This window comes from Kitasatospora sp. NPDC092039, assembly GCF_044756065.1.
Classification (GTDB): domain Bacteria; phylum Actinomycetota; class Actinomycetes; order Streptomycetales; family Streptomycetaceae; genus Kitasatospora.
This window is the reverse complement of record NZ_JBIVSD010000001.1, coordinates 138115-156062: the sequence shown is the minus strand read 5'-3', so window position 1 is coordinate 156062 and position 17948 is coordinate 138115. Positions and strand designations below refer to the sequence as shown.

At 74.6% G+C, this 17948-nt stretch carries 16 protein-coding genes, 1 pseudogene and 1 CRISPR repeat array (1 of these 18 running past the window's edge); of the genes and pseudogenes, 12 read left to right on the top strand and 5 right to left on the bottom strand.

Going from position 1 to position 17948, the window contains the following annotated elements:
• Window positions 1-128 precede the first annotated feature (128 nt).
• Together ACIQI7_RS00685 and ACIQI7_RS00680 are read right to left on the bottom strand one after the other, a co-directional pair.
• On the bottom strand, window positions 129-1439 hold the full coding sequence (locus ACIQI7_RS00685; RefSeq protein ID WP_401103506.1) for an MFS transporter: 1311 nt from the start codon (window positions 1437-1439) through the stop codon (window positions 129-131).
• Between the two features lie 279 nt (window positions 1440-1718).
• The gene (locus ACIQI7_RS00680; protein WP_401103504.1) at window positions 1719-2177 is read right to left on the bottom strand and encodes a PaaI family thioesterase; all 459 of its coding nucleotides are present in this window, start codon (window positions 2175-2177) and stop codon (window positions 1719-1721) included.
• A 398-nt stretch (window positions 2178-2575) separates the two neighbouring features.
• On the opposite strand from ACIQI7_RS00680, the gene ACIQI7_RS00675 reads away from it, so the two are divergent.
• The 8 genes from ACIQI7_RS00675 (at window position 2576) to ACIQI7_RS00640 (ending at window position 10497) form a co-directional block, all read left to right on the top strand.
• On the top strand, window positions 2576-3295 hold the full coding sequence (locus tag ACIQI7_RS00675) for a Phenylacetic acid catabolic protein (protein ID WP_401103502.1): 720 nt from the start codon (window positions 2576-2578) through the stop codon (window positions 3293-3295).
• A gap of 47 nt (window positions 3296-3342) precedes the next feature.
• Complete coding sequence (locus ACIQI7_RS00670) at window positions 3343-4461, top strand: radical SAM protein (RefSeq protein ID WP_401103500.1); 1119 nt, start codon at window positions 3343-3345, stop codon at window positions 4459-4461.
• A 121-nt stretch (window positions 4462-4582) separates the two neighbouring features.
• The gene (locus ACIQI7_RS00665) at window positions 4583-4837 is read left to right on the top strand and encodes an acyl carrier protein (RefSeq protein ID WP_387755827.1); all 255 of its coding nucleotides are present in this window, start codon (window positions 4583-4585) and stop codon (window positions 4835-4837) included.
• On the top strand, window positions 4834-6081 hold the full coding sequence (locus ACIQI7_RS00660) for a beta-ketoacyl-[acyl-carrier-protein] synthase family protein (protein WP_401103497.1): 1248 nt from the start codon (window positions 4834-4836) through the stop codon (window positions 6079-6081). The genes ACIQI7_RS00665 and ACIQI7_RS00660 overlap by 4 nt, the downstream gene beginning before the upstream one ends.
• Complete coding sequence (fabI, locus tag ACIQI7_RS00655) at window positions 6081-6893, top strand: enoyl-ACP reductase FabI (RefSeq protein ID WP_401103494.1); 813 nt, start codon at window positions 6081-6083, stop codon at window positions 6891-6893. The genes ACIQI7_RS00660 and fabI overlap by 1 nt, the downstream gene beginning before the upstream one ends.
• A complete protein-coding gene (locus ACIQI7_RS00650) occupies window positions 6890-7906 on the top strand; it encodes a beta-ketoacyl-ACP synthase 3 (protein ID WP_401103492.1) in 1017 nt (338 codons plus the stop codon). Before fabI ends, ACIQI7_RS00650 begins: the two co-directional genes overlap by 4 nt.
• Entirely contained in the window at window positions 7903-8904 is a 1002-nt protein-coding gene (locus ACIQI7_RS00645; RefSeq protein WP_401103490.1) for an alpha/beta fold hydrolase, read from the top strand. The genes ACIQI7_RS00650 and ACIQI7_RS00645 overlap by 4 nt, the downstream gene beginning before the upstream one ends.
• Window positions 8905-8937: 33 nt before the next feature.
• Window positions 8938-10497: a long-chain fatty acid--CoA ligase gene (locus ACIQI7_RS00640; RefSeq protein WP_401103488.1), complete on the top strand. Its 1560-nt coding sequence runs from the start codon at window positions 8938-8940 to the stop codon at window positions 10495-10497.
• An 83-nt stretch (window positions 10498-10580) separates the two neighbouring features.
• Here the strand turns inward: ACIQI7_RS00640 and ACIQI7_RS00635 are convergent, their stop codons facing one another.
• From ACIQI7_RS00635 to ACIQI7_RS00625, 3 genes are all read right to left on the bottom strand, one after another.
• Window positions 10581-11669 carry a branched-chain amino acid aminotransferase gene (locus tag ACIQI7_RS00635; RefSeq protein WP_401103486.1) on the bottom strand — a complete coding sequence of 363 codons (1089 nt, stop codon included), beginning with the start codon at window positions 11667-11669 and terminating at the stop codon, window positions 10581-10583.
• A 160-nt stretch (window positions 11670-11829) separates the two neighbouring features.
• Window positions 11830-12606: an NAD(P)-binding domain-containing protein gene (locus tag ACIQI7_RS00630; RefSeq protein WP_401103485.1), complete on the bottom strand. Its 777-nt coding sequence runs from the start codon at window positions 12604-12606 to the stop codon at window positions 11830-11832.
• Window positions 12607-12688: 82 nt separating this feature from the next.
• Window positions 12689-13726: an alpha/beta hydrolase gene (locus tag ACIQI7_RS00625; protein WP_401103484.1), complete on the bottom strand. Its 1038-nt coding sequence runs from the start codon at window positions 13724-13726 to the stop codon at window positions 12689-12691.
• A 180-nt stretch (window positions 13727-13906) separates the two neighbouring features.
• On the opposite strand from ACIQI7_RS00625, the gene ACIQI7_RS00620 reads away from it, so the two are divergent.
• The 4 genes and pseudogenes from ACIQI7_RS00620 to ACIQI7_RS00605 all read left to right on the top strand — a co-directional run bounded on the left by ACIQI7_RS00620 (window position 13907) and on the right by ACIQI7_RS00605 (window position 16460).
• Window positions 13907-14572 (top strand): TetR/AcrR family transcriptional regulator, encoded by a 666-nt coding sequence (locus ACIQI7_RS00620; protein WP_401103482.1) that lies wholly within the window; start codon window positions 13907-13909, stop codon window positions 14570-14572.
• A gap of 68 nt (window positions 14573-14640) precedes the next feature.
• Window positions 14641-14853 (top strand): annotated as a pseudogene (locus ACIQI7_RS00615) (MerR family DNA-binding transcriptional regulator); the annotation flags it as partial.
• Window positions 14854-15171: 318 nt separating this feature from the next.
• Window positions 15172-15489 (top strand): GyrI-like domain-containing protein, encoded by a 318-nt coding sequence (locus tag ACIQI7_RS00610; RefSeq protein ID WP_401104512.1) that lies wholly within the window; start codon window positions 15172-15174, stop codon window positions 15487-15489.
• Window positions 15486-16460: a BtrH N-terminal domain-containing protein gene (locus tag ACIQI7_RS00605; RefSeq protein ID WP_401103480.1), complete on the top strand. Its 975-nt coding sequence runs from the start codon at window positions 15486-15488 to the stop codon at window positions 16458-16460. The genes ACIQI7_RS00610 and ACIQI7_RS00605 overlap by 4 nt, the downstream gene beginning before the upstream one ends.
• A 108-nt stretch (window positions 16461-16568) precedes the next feature.
• Window positions 16569-17948: a CRISPR direct-repeat array (repeat unit 27 nt; unit sequence GCTGACCCCCGCGGGTGCGGGGAGGAG); it runs 2000 nt beyond the window's last position.

The following is a 17948-nucleotide window of genomic DNA, read 5'->3' as shown; positions in this document are numbered from 1 at the left end:
TCGGATCGGTGCCGGGGCGCGGGTGTGGGCCGCCCCGGGGCAGGGAGGGGAGCGGAGAGGGGTGGCGCGTACGGTGCGGGGGCGCCGGAGGTGGTGCGGAGAGGCCGGTGGGGCGGGCCCCGGGCCCGTCAGCGGCGGCGGGTGCGGGCGACCAGCACCAGGAAGGCGAGCGCCAGCACGATCGGGACGGCGTGCGAGACGCCGACCACGGTCAGCGGGCTGAGCAGCGTGAGCAGTGAGCCGCTCAGCAGCATCCCGGTGCCCATGCCGATGTTCTCGGCGGAGGCGAGGATGCCGAAGGCCTCGCCGCGCCGCTCGTCGGCGAGGGCCTGGATCCGGGTGGTGTAGGAGATCTCGGTGAAACCGTCGCCGAGGCCGGCGCCGATCGCGACCAGCAGGAAGAGTGGGGTCGGCAGGTCGGTGAAGATCAGGATGAAGCAGACGGACATCAGGCAGGTGCCCAGCGCGAAGCCGCGCTCGCCGGGTTCGATGCCCCGGCGCAGCATGAACCGGGAGACCAGTTGCTGGGCGCAGAGGTTGCCGATCGCCCAGGTGGCCCAGAAGGTGCCGAGCAGGGCGGCCGGGTTGGCGGGGGAGGACTGGTCGGCGAAGACCGGCAGGCTGATGTTGTGGGCGGCGGAGCCGAAGGCGTCCAGCAGCCGGATCCCCGCCATGGCGCCCACCACGGGAGCGGCCCGCAGGACGACCAGCGCCTGCCACCGGGAGCCGCGCTTCCCGGCCTTCGGCGCGGGCTCGTCCGGGTCGGTCGCGGGTTCGTCCGGCTGGACCACGGGTCCGTCGGACTGGACCACGGGTTCGTCCGGCCGGGCCGCGGGCCCGTCCGCCGGGGCGGCCCGGGTGGGCAGCGGCAGCCGGATCACCAGTGCCCCGAAGAGGACGAAGCTGGCCGCGTCGATGAGCAGCGCGGCCCGGAACCCGGCCCAGGCCACCACCACGCCGGCGGAGGCGAAGCCGAGCACCATCGCGGTGGAACGGCAACTCGCCATCAGGCTGTTGGCGCGGGCCCGGCGCTCCGCGCCGACCATCTCGGGGATGCTGGTCCGCAGGGCGACGGCGGCCACCGCGGCGGCGCCGCCCAGGACCAGGGCGAGCGGGTAGAGGACGGGGATGCGCAACGAGGCCGGGACACCGGCGACGACGACCAGCGCCAGCGCCTGGGCCAGGGCGCAGCCCGTCATCAGCCTCCGGCGCTCCAGCCGGGCCACCAGCCGCCCGGCGACCAGCCCGCCGACGACGCCGCCGCCCAGCCGCAGCACCAGGTACCCGGCCGTGCCGAGGGCGTTGCCGGCCGCCTCGTAGGCGAACAGGCTCAGTGCGACCAGGTCGAGCTGGCTGCCGTACGTGTTCAGGGCGTCGCCTGCGGCCAGCCGGTAGAAGACCCGGGGCAGCCTGCTCGCGGCCTGGTGCGGTGCTTCCAATGCGGTGTCCGACACCGTGGTCCCCCCGGGCATCCCGTATGGCCGTTCAGTGTGACATTGCACCGCAACCTAGAGGTGGCCGGGCCGGAGATCAATGCCTAGATCGTTTCCTGTCCGAAAGATCGTGAGTTCGGCCGACTTGCTGTCACCTTTCGCGCCACCCTGGCGAGTTGTTGGCGTACGGACAGCGGTGGGCTCGGCGCGGCGGTGGGCTCGGCCTCGGCGGTGGGCCCCGGCCGTCGGCGGCGCCCGGGCGCGCCCCGGGAGGGGGGAGCGGCGTCAGGCCGTCTCGGGGCGGGCCGGCGGGATCGCGTAGGTCAGCGTGGCACTGGCCACCAGCACGTCGTCGGCGTCCAGCAGTTCGGCCAGCACCACGCACAGCCGGCGCCCGAACTTGGCCGTCCTGGCGTGCACGCGCAGCGCCCCGGGCCGCGGCCGGTTGAGGAAGCTGATCTGCAGCGAGCTGGTCAGCGCCATCAGGGTGGGCCCGAGCCGGGAGTTGATGAGGAGGAACGCGGCCATGTCGCACAGGCCGGCCTGCTCCGGGCCCGAGACGGTGCCGCCCGGGCGGGTGCGCAGCCGGTCGCCGTCCACCGCCATGGTCAGGGTCCGGCCGTCCACCTCGGTCACCCGGCAGGCGGTGTAGTCGGGGAACTGGGCGGTGATCAGGTCGTTCAGCCGGTCGGGGCCCAGCAGGACGTCGACGGTGGCGACCGCCGTGTTCGAGTCGGTGGTCATGGGGCTCAGCGTAGTGGTCGGCCCGGCGGTACGCCCGGGGCGGTCCAGGCCTGCTTCCGGCCAGCTTCGTCTGCCGTGGTCAACCGCCAAGATCCTTGACGCGCAAGGGAATCGCGCATGTCGCGCCGGTGCCGCCGGGGCCGGAAGCAGCCGCTCCGGCGGTGCCGGATGGCCGAATCCGCTCGGCATGATTCGTAAGGGACCTTGTTCGGCCCAAAATGCAGCACCTACGCTCCGAGGAAGTTCAGCGGAGCCGGTGCGGTGCTCCGCCGGCCGCTGGGGGGCGGCGTTCTTTCCTTGTGGTCGTCATCGAGGGCCTCGGCGGAAGCGGGCCCCCGGCCGCTCACACCCGACCATGTCCTGCTTCAGAGTCCTTCTTCAGAACGGGGTGTTGCGCCATGGGTATTTCCATCCTGGACGACGAGGCGGTGGTGGTCCGCACTCCCGACGAGTTCCTGGCGATGCCGGAGGAGTACCGGGAGATCGCGATCCGCGGCATGGTCGTCAACACCGAGGGGGAGCTCTCCGGCGGCGACGACTACGTGCAGGTCTTCCTGCCGCTGGCCCCCGACGCGGAGGAGCGGCAGGTCTGCGCCGAGCGCGCCGCCGAGGAGTACGACCACTACAAGATCGGCAAGCGGGTCCTCGCGGAGATCGGCGTGGACACCGGCTACATGGAGACCCAGACCCTGGCCGAGCGGAACCTGTTCCGCGCCCAGGAGTTCCACACCTGCACCACCTGGGCCGAGCGCGGGATCTTCTCCTACATCGGGGAGGAGACCGCGATGGTGATGATCTCCGAGTTCGCGCAGAGCAGCTACCGGCCCTGGGCGGACGCCGTCCGCACGATCATCCTCGACGAGAAGGTGCACATCGCCCACGGCGCCCGGGTGTGCCGCAACCTCGCCGCCACCGACGACGGCCGCGAGCAGCTCCAGCAGGCCCTGGACCGGCTGTGGCCGACCTTCATCCGGATCTTCGGCAGCCCGCGCTCCGAGCGCGCCAAGCTGGCCGTCCGCTTCGGCCTGCGGCAGACCACCAACGGCCAGGCCTGCGACCTGTGGCGGGAGAAGGTCACCCCGCGCATCAAGAACCTGGGTCTGCGCCTCCCGGAGTAGCAGGAACAGCAGCACGCCGATCCGCGACTCCCGAGGAGCCCACCGTCATGGCAACACCCGTCACCATCGAACAGCGCCCGCTGAGCCGACGCGAGGCCAAGGCGCGCACCGCCGAACTCATCGCCGACCGGCCCGACCTGGCCGAACGCCTGCACCGGCTGCGTCGGCTCGGCCGCGAGGTCCGCTCCTGCGAGGTCCACCTCACCAACACCTGCAACATCCGCTGCAAGGGCTGCTGGTACTTCGAGGGCGGCTTCGACACCGCCGTCAAGGAACTGTCCGACCTGGACCGCATCCGGGCCTTCGCCCGCAAGCTGGCCGACGACGGCGTCAACCAGGCCACCCTGATCGGCGGCGAGCCCACCCTCGTCCCGCGCCGGGTGGAAGCCTTCGTCGAACAGCTGCCGTACATCACCATCTCCACCAACGGCCTGCGCCCGATGCCCAAGCAGGGCTTCGAGAAGATCGCCATCGCGGTCAGCATCTTCGGCGGCGGCCCGCTCGACGACGACCTGCGCGCGATCCGGGTCAACGGCTCGAAGTTCACCGGCCTGTTCGACACCGCGCTCTCGCACTACCGCGACGACCAGCGGGTGCTGTTCATCTACGCGCTCTCCGAGGCCGGCGTCGAGCACATCGAGCCCACCGTGCGGAAGATCGCCGAGAACGGCAACATCGTCACCTTCAACTTCTACAGCGAGCACGGCACCGAGACCCCGCTGAAGATCGCCAACGAGCAGCGGGTGCTGGACGAGGCGCAGCGGGTCAAGGACCTGTACCCGCACGCGGTGGTGAGCCACCCGTACTTCATCCGGACCCTGGTGACCGGCCGCACGCACTGGGGCGGCCGGTTCGGGTACGACGTCTGCCCCAGCCTCAGCGTCGACGCCCCCGAGCACGAGGACCGCGTCGCCAACGGCAACCCGGTCATCCCCGGCTTCAACGTCTGGGGCGCCGACTACGAGTCGCTCCAGTTCTGCTGCACCTCCGGCGACTGCGGCGGCTGCCGGGACAGCCAGGCCGTCTACAGCTGGCTGGTGGTCAGCGCCAACCGCTTCCTGGACGACGCCGCCCGGCTGGAGCAGTGGCTGGACATCGCCGAGAGCTACTGGCGGCAGTGGCACTGGGCGCCCTACCACGCCAGCAAGGCCGGCACCACGGCCTGAACCCGCGCCGCCCGACCGCGTCGCGTGCCCGCGTCGCCAGCCCGACCGCGCCGGGTGCGCGCGCCGCCCGCCCGTACGTCCCCCGCACCGCCACCGCCGCCCCGCGCGGACGAGGAGAGCCATGCCCGACACACTGGACCGCAGCGCCATCGAGAACTTCGTCGTCGACGCCCTGGTCGACCTCGGCGTCGAACGCGAGAGCATCGTCGACGACGCCGCCCTGGACGAACTGGAGATCGACTCGCTCGACATGGTCGAACTCAGCCAGTCCATCCGCAAGCAGCTCGGCGTCCCGGTCAAGCCCAAGGACTTCGACCAGCTGTACACCGTCGGCGAGGTGCTCGCCCTGTGCCGCCGCAAGGCCGGGCTGGAGTGAGGCCCCGGGCCGTCGTCACGGGCCTGGGCGCGGTCACCCCGCTGGGGGTGGGCGCCGACGAGCTGCACCGGCGCGCGGTGGCCGGCGAGAGCGGGCTCACCGACGGGCTCGGGCTGTGCCGGGACTTCCGGCCCGCCGACCACCTGTCGCGCCAGCAGATCCGCCGCACCGACCGCTTCACCCAGCTCGCACTCGTGGCCGCCGCCGAGGCCCTGGCCCAGGCGGGATGGACGGACGGCCCCCTGCCGTACCCCGCCGAGCGGATCGCCTGCGTCGTGGGCTGCGCGCTCGGCGGGACGGCCAGCTTCGAGAACCAGAGCGAGGTGCTCCGGCAGCAGGGCGGGGAGTTCGTCTCCCCGCTCATGGTGCCCGCCATGATGGCCAACGCCGCGGCCTCGCAGATCGCCCAGCGCCACGGCCTGCGGGGCGAGGCGCTCTGCCTGGCCTCCGCGTGCAGCAGCGCCACCCAGGCGATCGGCACCGCCCTGCTGCTGCTCGCCGCCGGCGCCGCCGACGCGGTCGTCGTCGGCGGCGCCGAGGCCTCCACCTCCGCCCTCGTACGGGCCGCCTTCCGGACCGCCGGGGCGCTGTCCGAGAGCGGCCGCTCGGTGCCCTTCGACCGCGACCGGGACGGCCTGCTGATCGGCGAGGGCGCCGGAATCCTGGTGCTGGAGACCGAAGCCGGCGCCGCCGCCCGGGGCGCCACCGCGCTCGGCGAGGTCCTCGGCTACGGCGCCACCTGCGACGCCCACCACCTCACCGCCCCCGACCCGACCGGCGAACCCGCGGCCCGCGCCGTCACCCTGGCACTCGACGCGGCCGGAATCACCCCCGGGCAACTCGGCTACCTCAACGCCCACGGCACCGGGACGGTCCTCAACGACCGCTCGGAGTGCGACGCCCTGCGACTGGCCCTCGGACCGGCCCTGGAGGAGCTCCCGCTCTCCTCCACCAAGTCCTGCACCGGCCACCTCTTCGGCGCCGCCGGCGCCGTCGAGGCCATCGCCACCCTCCAGGCGCTGCGCCACGCCACCGCCCCGCCCACCGTCGGGCTGCGCGCACCGGACGAGAAGCTCGGCCCGCTCAACCTGATCCGCCACGCCACCCCGCTGGCCGGCCCAACCCTGCCGGGAGGGCGCCGGGCGGGGCTCTCCACCTCCTTCGGGTTCGGCGGGCACAACGCGGCCCTGGTGCTGGCGGCCGCCGCCCCGGGGACCACCGGCACGACGAAAGGCCAGGAGTGATGCTCGGCTTCCACGGACGCCGCTATCTGATCACCGGGGTGCTCAACCAGGACTCCATCGCCTGGCACACCGCCAGGGCACTCCAGGAGGCGGGCGCGGAAGTCCTGCTCACCGGCTTCGGCCGGGCCCGGCGGATCACCGAGAAGGCGGCGGAGGTCCTGCCCCGCCCCACCGAGGTGCTGGACCTGGACGTCACCCGGCCCGAGGACTTCGCCCGACTGGTCAAGGAACTCGAACAGCGCTGGGGCGGCGTCGACGGCGTCCTGCACGCCGTCGCCGCCGCCCAGCAGACCGCCCTGAGCGGCAACTTCCTCACCACCCCGCCGGACGCCGCCGGCCTCGCGCTGCGCACCGCCGCCGTCTCGCTGCACTCGCTGGCCACCGCCCTCGCCCCGCTGCTCAGCGCGGACGGGCGGCGCGGCAGCGTCGTCGGACTGGACTTCGACGCCAGCGGCGCCTGGGCCGGCTACGACTGGATGGGCGTGAGCAAGGCGGCGCTCGGCGCGGTCTGCCGCTACCTGGCGATGTACCTCGGCCCGTCCGGCATCCGGGTCAACCTGGTCGCGGCCGGCCCGGTGGAGACCGTCGCCGGACAGGCGATCAGCACCTTCGACCGGATCGCCGACCGCTGGCAGGCCGAGGCCCCGCTCGGCTGGGACCGCACCGACCCGGCGGTGGTGGTCGGACCGGTGCTGTTCCTGCTCTCCGACCTCGCCGCGACCGTCAGCGGGGAGATCCTGCACGCCGACGGCGGGATGCACGCCGTCCGGATGGGCACCGGCCCCGCCTTCGCCGACGGAGGTGCGGCATGACCGCCGCCATCGTCGGCGTGGGCGCCGCACTGCCCGAACGCGTCGTCCCCAACGAGCACTTCGAGCGGATCGGCGCCTCCCCGGAGTGGATCGTCAAACGGACCGGCATCCGGGAGCGCCGCTTCCTGGCGCCGGAGGGCCGGCTCGCCGACCTCGCGGTGGCCGCCGCCGAGCAGGCGCTGCGCGGCTCCGGGCGCACCGCGGCGAGCATCCGGCACGTCGTGGTCGCCACCATCACCCCCGACCGGGTCACCCCCGGGGTGTCGGTGGAGGTCGCCGCCCGGCTCGGCCTGCCGCAGGCCGTCGCCTTCGACCTGCACGCGGCCTGCGCCGGGTTCGTCTACGGCCTGGACCACGCCGCCGCGCTGATCGAGACCGGCCGGGCCGAGGCGGTGCTGGTCTGCGGCGCCGACGCGCTGACCCGGATCACCGACCACGAGGACCGCGGCACCGCGGTGCTGCTGGCCGACGGTGCGGGCGCCGCCGTGGTCGCCGACGTGCCCGGCGCGCCCGAGCCCTGCTTCTCGCTCGGCAGCGACGGCGAGCAGATCCCGCTGCTCTACGCCGACCGGGAGGACCGCAAGCTGCGGATGGACGGCCGGGAGGTGTTCGACCACGCGGTGGAGAAGATGTCCGCCGCCACCCGGGAGGTGCTCGCCCGGCGCAGCCTGACCTGCGAGGACCTCGACCTGTTCGTCGCCCATCAGGCCAACGCCCGGATCGTGCGCGCCGTCGGCAAGGAGGTGGGGCTGCCCCCGGAGCGGCTCTACCTGAACGTCCACCGGGTCGCCAACACCTCGGCGGCCTCGATCCCGCTGGGCCTGACCCACGCCCGCGAGGAGGGCCTGCTGGACGGCCCGAAGCTGCTCGGCCTGGCCGCGTTCGGCGCGGGCATCACCTGGGGCGCCGGGGTGATCGGCTGGCGGCCGGGCGCCGGCTCCGGGTCCGGGTCCGTTTCCGAGACCGGCTCTGAGACCGGGTCCGGGTCCGTCGACCGGGAGGCGGGGACGTGAAGACCCCCCGGTTCCCCGTGATCGCCGAGATCGCCGCGCCCGACGGCGCCCGGCTGACCGTCCGGGCGCTGGCCCGGCCGGAGCCGGGCGCCCCGGTGGTGATCGTCCTGCCGGCGATGGGGACGGCCGCCCGGCACTACGCCCCGCTGGTCCGCGCCCTGCACGCGGCCGGGCTGAGCGTGGCCACCTGCGACCTGCGCGGCCACGGCGAGAGCCGGCCGCAGCCGCGGCGCGGGGTCGCCTTCGGCTTCCGTGAGCTGGTGGAGCACGACTTCGGGGCGGTGCTCGACGCGGTGGCCGGGGCGTTCCCGGGCGCGCCGCGCCTCCTGCTCGGGCACAGCCTGGGCGGGCAGCTGGGCCTGGTGCACTGCGGCGTCTTCCGGCCCCGGATCGCCGGCGCGGTGCTGGTGGCCAGCGGATCGGCCTGGTACCGGACCTTCGGGCTGCGGGCGGGCCTGCGGCGGCTGGCGCTGAGCCAGTTCTCGATCGTCGCCTCGGCGGCGGTCGGCCACTGGCCGGGCGAGCGGTTCGGCTTCGGCGGCCGCGAGTCGGCGCGGCTGATGCGGGACTGGGCGCGGCAGATGCGCACCGGCCGCTACCGGGTGCGCGGCGCGGTCACCGACTACGAACGGGCGCTGGCCCGGGTCGACCTGCCGGTGCTGGCGGTGGACGTGCAGGGCGACGAGCTCGCACCGCCGCGGGCCGTCGACCACCTGTGCGCCAAGCTGCCCTCGGCCCGGGTGGAGCGCTGGAGCTACACCGCCGAGCAGGCGGACGGCCGCGAGCTGGACCACTTCCGCTGGATCCGGCACAACCGCGGGCTGGTGGAGCGGATCGCCCCGTGGATGCTCGCCACCGCCGCGGGGGCCGCAGCGGGGGGAGCCGTGAGCGCCTCCGAGGAGGCTGCCGCGGGCGCCGACCCGGGCACCGACGCGACGGTCGGTGCGACCGCCGGCGAGACCGCCGCTCCGCACGGCGGCGTCCGTCCGACCGTATGACGATGTGACCGAGCCTGCCCGAGGAGCGCCCGCATGCCCGCCGTCCCCGACCCGTCCGACAGAAGCACCGACCTGCCGCCCGGCGGCCCCGGTCTGCCGCACACCATCCCCGACCTCCTGGCCGCGACCGCCGCACGCTGTCCGGAGCGCCCCGTCCTGCGGCTCGACGGGCAGGTGCTGAGCTTCGCCGACCTGGAGGCGCGCAGTGCCCGGGCCGCGCACTGGCTGGCCGGCCTCGGCGTCGAGCCCGGCGACCGGGTGGCCGTCCTGCTGCCGAACGTGCCGGAGTTCGCCGTGCTGTACTACGGCATCCTGCGCGCCGGGGCGGTGGTCGTCCCGATGAACCCGCTGCTGAAGACCCGGGAGATCGAGCACTGCCTCGCCGACGCCGGGGCCGCCGTACTGCTCGCCTGGCACGCCGGCGCCGAGCACGCGGTCGAGGGCGCCCGGCGCACCGGCACCCGGCTGGTCGCCGTCGAGCCGGCCGCCCTGGCCGCGACGCTCGCGGAGCAGCCGGCCGGGCCGCCGCGGACCGGGCGGCGCGGGGCAGCGGACACCGCGGTCATCCTCTACACCTCCGGCACCACCGGCGCCCCCAAGGGCGCCGAGCTGACCCACCGCAACATCGTGTGCAACGTCCGGGCCGGCGTCGGGGTGCTGGGGCTGGTCGAGGGCGACGTGATCTTCGGCGGGCTGCCGCTGTTCCACTCCTTCGGCCAGGTGATCGGCCTCAACTGCGCGGTGTCCGTGGGCGCGTGCGTGACCCTGGTGCCGCGCTTCGACCCGCTCGCCGCGCTCTCGGTGATCCAGCGCGACCGGGTGAGCGTCTTCCTCGGCGTCCCGACCATGTACACCCTGATGCTGACCCACCCGCAGCGCGCCGGGTACGACGTCTCCTCGCTGCGGGTCTGCCTGGGCGGCGGCGCGCCGATGCCGCCGGAGGTGCTGCGCGGCTTCGAGGCCGACTTCGGCTGCGTGGTGCTGGAGGGCTACGGCCTGTCCGAGTCCTCGCCGCTGGCCTGCGCCAACCGGAGCGACCGGGAGCGGGTCGCGGGCACCATCGGCATCCCGATCGAGGGCGTACGGATGCGGATCGTCGACGAGGCCGGCGCGGAAGTGCCGGACGGCACGGTCGGCGAGGTGGTGATCCAGGGCCACAACGTGATGAAGGGGTACTGGCGCCGGCCGGACACCACCGCGCAGACCGTTCGGGACGGCTGGCTGTACACCGGGGACCTCGGCACCCGCGACGAGCGGGGCGACTTCCGGATCGTCGACCGCCGCAAGGACCTGATCATCCGGGGCGGCTTCAACGTCTACCCGAGGGAGGTGGAGGACGTGCTGTACGAGCACCCGGCGGTGGCCGAGGCCACGGTGGTCGGCGTCCCCCACCCCGTCCACGGCCAGGAGGTGGCCGCCGCGGTGGTCCTGCGCGAGGGCGCGTCGGCGACCCCGGAGGAGATCCGCGGCTTCGTCCGGGAGCGGGTCGCCCCGTACAAGTACCCGCGGCTGGTCTGGACGGTGGACGCGCTGCCCAAGGGGCCGACCGGAAAGATCCTCAAGCGTGAGGTCGTGGTGCCCGACGGGAGTTGAGCCGCGCCGGGCGCCGGGGGCGGGGGCCGGGCGCCGGTCCTGGCCGGCGGGCCGGGCGGCCCGGTCGGGCCGCCCCCGGGTGGTCAGACCACCCGACGCATCCAGCCGTGGACGTCCTCGGCGCGCCCGTACTGGATGTCCAGCACGTGCTCGCGCAGCGCGAGGGTCTGCTTGCCGGGCGCGCCGTTGCCGACGGTGAACTCGTAGCCCTCGCCCTTGAACCCGACGATCGGGGTGATCACCGCGGCCGTCCCGGCGGCGAACACCTCGGTGACCGTGCCGTCGGCGGCACCGGTCCGCAGCTCGGAGAGGGTGATCGCGCGCTCCACCCGGGTGAGTCCGAACTCGCCCGCCAGGGCCAGGATCGAGTCCCGGGTCACCCCGTCGAGGATGCTGCCGAGCGCGGGGGTCACCAGCTCGCCGGTCGAGGTGACCAGGCACAGGTTCATCGTGCCGGACTCCTCCAGGTCCCCCTCGCCGCCGGTGTCGTCCAGGAACAGCACCTGGTCGCAGCCGTGCTCGCGGGACTCCAGCTGCGCGGCAAGACTGGAGGCGTAGTTGCCGCCGCACTTGGCGGCGCCGGTGCCGCCCCGCCCGGCGCGGGTGTACTTGCTGCTGACCCAGAGCGTGATGCCCGTGACACCGCCGGCGAAGTACGGGCCGGCCGGGCTGGCGATCACCGAGTAGGCGATCTCCTCGGCGGGCCGCACCCCGAGGAAGGCCTCCGCGGCGAACATGAACGGCCGCAGGTAGAGGCTCTTCTCGTCACCGGAGCCCGGCACCCACGCCTCGTCCGCGCGGACCAACTCCTCGACGCTGGCGAGGAAGTCCTCCTCCGGCAGCACCGGCAGGGCGAGCCGCTCGGCGGAGCGGGCGAAACGGCGGGCGTTGAACTCCGGGCGGAACAGCCAGACGCTGCCGTCGGCGTGGCGGTAGGCCTTCAGCCCCTCGAAGATCTCCTGGGCGTAGTGCAGCACGGCGGCGCTCGGGTGCAGCGAGTACGGCACCAGCGCGGACACCTTGCGGTCGTGCCAGCCCTCGGCGGGCGTCCAGGTGGCCGAGGCCATGTGGTCGGTGAAGAACCTGCCGAACCCCGGCGCGGCGAGGATGGTGCGTCGCTCCTCCTCGGGGACGGGATCGGTCGTCCGGGACAGAGGGAAAGCGCGACTCATCGTCAACTCCTCGAAACCGCTGTGGAATCTGTGCGAACCGACGCCAATGACCGGCGTCATACCCGTCATGCTAACGGTCGTCAGCCGGGCGGGATACGGCGCGACCCGACGAGCGGGGAGCCGCCGGCCCCGAGGGGACCGACGGCTCCGGGGATCCGTCCTACCGGTGGCCGGCGTGGAGGTCGGTGACGAGCCCGTCCAGGGCGGTCCGCAGCGCATCGGAGTTCGCCTGGTCGAACCAGGTGGTACGGATGCGCTCGTTGCTCCCGCCCGGCGTCTCGTGGTCGGCCGCGAGGCGCTCCAGCGAGTGGGCCCCGTCACCCAGCGAGCGGCCCACCTCCTGGAAGACGCCGCGGACGAACCGGTCGGCGTCCTCGGCGGGGACGCCCTGGTCGGCGGCCCAGGAGACCAGCGTGGTGAGGAACGCGTAGTGGGTGGTGAGCGTCGAGGTCAGCGCGGACAGCACGTTGAGCGCCGCCTCGTCCGCCACCGGCAGGGCCCCGCCCAGCCGTTCGAAGAAGGCGTCCACGTCGGGGTGCGAGGGGTGGACCACGGTGACCGAGCGGCGCTCGCGGATGGGCGGCAGCGGAATGGCGTGGGTCACCGTCGCGTCGGTGGCCAGCACCCGGCGCAGCTCCTCGGTGCCGACGCCGGGGATCACGTTGACCACGATCCGGTCGCCGGGCACCTCCAGCCCGGCCAGGGCCGCGCGCCAGTCCTGCCGGCGCAGCGCCACGATCACCAGGTCGGAGCCGTCCACCACCTCCTGGTTGTCGGCGCACACCCGCACGTCCTCGTACCGATCGGCCAGCTCGGCGGCGGTCCGGGCACCCCGCGGGGACAGCAGGACCTCCGGCCCCGCCTCCTCCCCGTGGCGCAGCCCCATCACGATCGCCCGGCCGATCTCGCCCACTCCGATGATGCCGATGCGCTTCACGATGACTGCCTCCGTCGGTTCCGATGGTCCAGGGGAGGCCGGACGGAGTCGGTCGTCGTGCCCGTCGTGCCCGTCGCGGCCCTCATCGGACCGTAACCCCTGCGGGGCCCGGGCCGAGAGCCGAACGGAGGAAGCCGATGATCTCGGTCCGGGCGGCCGCGGCCTGCGGGACCAGGCCCGGCAGGCTCAGGAAGGCGTGCGGGGCGCCCGGGTACTCGGTGAGCCGCACGGGGACGCCGGCCGACCGCAGCCGCTCGGCGTAGCGGCGGCCGTGGTCGGCCACCGCGTCGTGGGTCGGCACCACCACGAGGGCCGGCGCCAGCCCGTCCAGGCCGTCCGCGTACAGCGGCGAGAGCGCGCGGGCGTCGGTACCGGCCGGGACGGCGAGCCGGCGGAACAGCTCCAGCTTCGGCATGGCACGGGTGGCCTCCCCGAACTCGGCGGCCGAGGGATAGGCGAACGCCGACGCGGTCACGTCCACGGCGGGGTTGACCAGCACCTGCGCGCGCAACGGCAGCCCGGTCTCGCCCGCCCGGATCGCGGCCAGCGCGCACACCAGTCCGCCGCAGCTCTCCCCGAGGAGGGCCGTACGCGCCGGGTCGACGCCCCACCGCCCGGCGTCCCGCAGCACGTGCCGGAGGGTGTCCCAGCCGTCCTCGACCGCCGCCGACAGCGGGGTCGTGTGGTCGAGCAGCCGGTGCTCGACCGAGACGACGACCGCGCCCAGCCCGGCGGAGACGTGGCTGTTGATCCAGTCGCTCTGCGGCGCCGTCCCCACGAAGGCGCCGCCGTGGACGTGCAGGACCAGCGGCAGCGCGGCGCGGCCGGCGTCCGTCCGGCCGTCCTCGGCCGACGGCCGGTACACCCGGACCGGCAGCTCCCGGCCGGGCAGCGCCACCCGCTCCCAGCGGATCGCGACACCGGCGGCGGGCTCACCGGTCGCCACCCGGGCCGCGGCGGAGGCCCGGAAGCGGTTCTCCGCCTCGCGGTAGGCGATCAGCTCCTCGGCGGATATCGCCGAGAAGTCCGGCTCCGGCGGCTGCGCGGCGGTCGCCGCGTCCGCCGTGTCCGCGGTGTCCGCGGCGTTCACGGCATCGGTGGCGCTGATGGCGTCGCTCATGTCTCCCATGTCTCCTGCTCCCCTTCCCCGGCCGGCGGCCGGGCGCGTGGTGGTGGTCGTGCGGGGTGGAACGGGCTCGCGTCCCCATTATGCACGCACCGCGTGCAATGGCGAGTGCATCGCCGCGCGCACCTCCGGGCGCGTTCGTTACACTGGCCCCGACGGAACGAGAGGGGCGACATGGCAGGCCGCAGACGTTGGTCGACCGAGGAGATCCTGGACGCGGCAGCGGACCTGCTGCGCACGGGCGACGCCGAGTCGTTCAGCGTGCGCAGACTCGCCGCCGCGCTCGGGACCGACTCCTCCAGCCTCTACCGGCACTTCCGCAACAAGACCGAACTGCTGCGGTCGCTCGCCGACCGCATCCTGGTGGCCGCCCTGGACGGCTACCGACCGGAAGGCGACTGGAAGCAGCGCATCACCACCCTCGCCCTGCGCCTACGGGAGGCCTTCGGCGAGCAGCCCCAGGTCGCCTCGATCTGGGGGCGCTACGCCTCGGGCGGCGCCGGCTCGCGGCTGGCCATGGAGGAGGTGCTGCAGGCCCTCCGTTCGTCGGGCCTGCCCGACGAACGGATCCCGGCCTGCTACCACCGGATCGTCGTCCTGCTCTCCGCCCTGATCGCCGCCGAGGCCGGCATCGGCGGCATCACCTCCGAGGAGTACGACCAGGGCATGGAACAGTTCCGCGTCGCGGTCCTCGGCGCCGACCCCGACCGCTTCCCCGCCCTCGCCCACTTCGCCCGCGACATCCGCCCCCTGGGGGTGGACCGCCAGGCGGCCTTCGAGGAGATCCTCGCCGCCCACCTCGCCCAGATCGAGACGGAGATCCAGGCCGGGACCCCCTGACCACGAACTGTCTCCCCGGGGGGCGTCCGGATGGACCCTCCCACGGCGGGAGGGTCCACGATGGCCCTGTGCGAGACCAAGACCTCCTCACCATCGGGCGCTTCGCCCGCCTCTGCCGGTTGAGCGTGAAACAGCTCCGCCACTACCACGACAGCGGCCTGCTGCCCCCGGCCGGTGTCGACCCGGCCACCGGATACCGCTACTACGCCCCCGAACAGGCCCGCGACGCGCTCACCGTCGCCCTGCTGCGCGAACTCGACGTCCCGCTCGCGGTGATCGCCGCGACGCTGGCGGCCGCCGAGCCGGAGCGGGCCGGCCTGCTGCGCGCCGAACGCGACCGGGTCGCCGAGCGGATCACCCGCGACCAGGCCCGTCTTGAGCTGCTGGAACGCCTCGCGGACGGCGGCGGGCTGCCCGGGTACGAGATCACCCTCGGGCGGGAGCCCGAGCGTCCGCTCGTCGTCGTACGGACGGTGGCCGGGCCGGGCGAGCTGGCGGAGCGGATCGGCGCTTCCGTCGGCCGGCTGGTGGCCGGGCTGCGGGGCACGCCCTGGCGGCCCCCGCTGTGGGGGCTGTTCCCGCTGGACCTCGCCGACGACATGCGCATCGCGGTCGGTGCCGAGGCGGGCGCGGGCGACGGGGCGAGCCGGACGGGCGGGGCCGGCGGGCTGCCCGACGGCCTGGAACGCGAGCTGCTGCCCGGAGGACCGGTGGTGGAGACGGTGCACCACGGCCCGTACTCCCAACTGCCCCTCGCCTACCACGCGTTGCTGGCCGCCGTGCACGAGCGCGGGCTGCGGCCGATGGCACCGGTGCGCGAGGCGTACCTGGTCGGACCGGGGGAGGCCCCGGCGGAGGAGTGGACGACCCGGCTGGTGGTCCGGGTCGTGGAGGAACGGACGGAGGGGGCGGCGTGACGGAGCCTTGGGGTGGCCGGCACTGCGAGACGACGGCGCTGGACGTGCTGCTGCGCCACGAGGGCGTCGAGCTGTCGGAGCCGATGCTGTTCGGGCTCGGAGCCGGGCTGTCGTTCGTCTACTGGGACGGCAAGGGGCTGGACTTCCCCTTCCTCGGCGGCCGGGTCAAGCCCTTCGAGCTGACCCGCGCCCTGGCCGCCCGGCTCGGGCTGCTGCTGGACGTCCGGGAGACCGCCTCCGCCGAGCGGGCCTGGCGCAACGTGGCGGCTGAGCTGGACGCCGGACGTCCGGTCGGGCTCCAACTGGACAGCTACCACCTGGAGTACTTCACCTCCCGGGTGCACTTCGGGGGGCACGTGGTCGCGATGCGCGGCTACGACGCGCACGACGCCCACCTGGTGGACACCGCGCAGCAGGGCGGCGCGGTCACCACCAGCCTGGCCTCCCTCGCGGCGGCGCGGGCCCAACGCGGCCCGATGACCGCCCGCAACCGCTCCTTCACACTCGCCCTGCAGGGCGATCCGCCGGACGTGCGCGCCCTGCTGGCTCCGGCGATGGCCGACTGCGCGACGGCCTTCCTGAACCCGCCGATCGCCAACCTCGGCCACCGCGGCATCGCCAAGGCCGCCGGTCTGGTGCCGGGCTGGTTGGCCCGCGCGCAGCAGCCCGGGGTCCAGCTGCCGCAGGCCGCCCGGATGATGGAGCTGGCGGGGACGGGCGGCGCCCTGTTCCGCAACCTCTACCGCGACTACCTCGCCGAGTGCGCGGAACTGCTCGACGACGCCCGGGTACGGGCCGCCCGGGACGGGTACGCCGAGGCCGCCGCGGGCTGGACCGAGGTGGCCCGCCTGGTCGGCGCGGCCGGGGAGTCCGGGGACGCGGCGCCGCTGGAACGGGCCGGCACGCTGCTGGGCGAGCTGGCGCGGATCGAGCGCGAGGCGATGGAACAGCTGGCCCGCCTGGGCGGCTGAGGCCCGGCACCGCCACCCGCCGGCGGAGCCGCCGGAACGCCCCGTGCCAGGCCCCTCGGTTCCCCCGGGCCCACCATCGTCCGCGCCCTCGCCCCCTCACCGCGCAGGACGGACCCCCGCGGGTGCGGGGAGGAGCTGTGCGACTCGGCGCCGATACGGGGCACCCGCGGCTGACCCCCGCGGGTGCCCGAGGAGCGCCTGATCCGGTTCTGCCACCTCGCCAGCCGCGGCTGACGCCCGCGGGTGCGGGGAGGAGTTCGCGGAGCTGGCGTTCGGGACCGGCGCCGACGGCTGACCCCCGCGGGTGCGGGGAGGAGGTGTCGCTGCCGACGACGAGCGGCACGTCGGCCGGCTGACTCCCGCGGGTGCGGGGAGGAGGTCTCGGCGCGGGACTCGACGTTGCGGAGTTTCGGCTGACCCCCGCGGGTGCGGGGAGGAGGGCCTCGCCCACCTTGCCCGCGCCGCAGGCGACGGCTGACCCCCGCGGGTGCGGGGAGGAGTCGGCAGCAGCGCGTGCTGCGGCAGCCGCTCCTGGCTGACCCCCGCGGGTGCGGGGAGGAGGCGTCCGCCACCGCCGCGACGCCGGACATCGACGGCTGACCCCCGCGGGTGCGGGGAGGAGCGGGCGTGCTCCTCGCGCTTGTGCCACTCGGTCGGCTGACCCCCGCGGGTGCGGGGAGGAGGCCGCGTTGAGGCCGAGCACGCGGGCGTGGCCCGGCTGACCCCCGCGGGTGCGGGGAGGAGGCCCGGCAGACGAGCAGCAGCCGGCCGTCCTCCGGCTGACCCCCGCGGGTGCGGGGAGGAGGACGATGCAGGACACCACGGGCAGCGGCAGGGCGGCTGACTTCCGCGGGTGCGGGGAGGAGGCCTCCTGGCTGGGTGCCCGGACCGTGATCGACGGCTGACCCCCGCGGGTGCGGGGAGGAGACGACCCCGTGCTTCTCGGTGTGGATGAACACCGGCTGACCCCCGCGGGTGCGGGGAGGAGGATCAACGCGGGGTTGGCGCTGTGCTGAGCTGCGGCTGACCCCCGCGGCTGCGGGGAGGAGACGGCCAGGGCCTCGGTGATGACGGCCCGCTCCGGCTGACCCCCGCGGGTGCGGGGAGGAGAGGTGCGCGGCGCCGTCGAGCTGTCCGCCGGCCGACTGACCCCCGCGGGTGCGGGGAGGAGGCGGAGAACGCCCGCCGGGACCGCCTGGACGACGGCTGACCCCCGCGGGTGCGGGGAGGAGGACCGTCGACCGCTGGGCCTTCGTCAGCCGGTCGGCTGACCCCCGCGGGTGCGGGGAGGAGACCGGCATCACGAAGGCAACCGAGTTCTCCACCGGCTGACCCCCGCGGGTGCGGGGAGGAGAGGAAATTCGGTCAGTAGATGTAGGCCATGGCCGGCTGACCCCCGCGGGTGCGGGGAGGAGGAGCGCGGGGCCCAGTTCGAGGTGCTCAAGGACGGCTGACCCCCGCGGGTGCGGGGAGGAGCGCAGGGTGCCG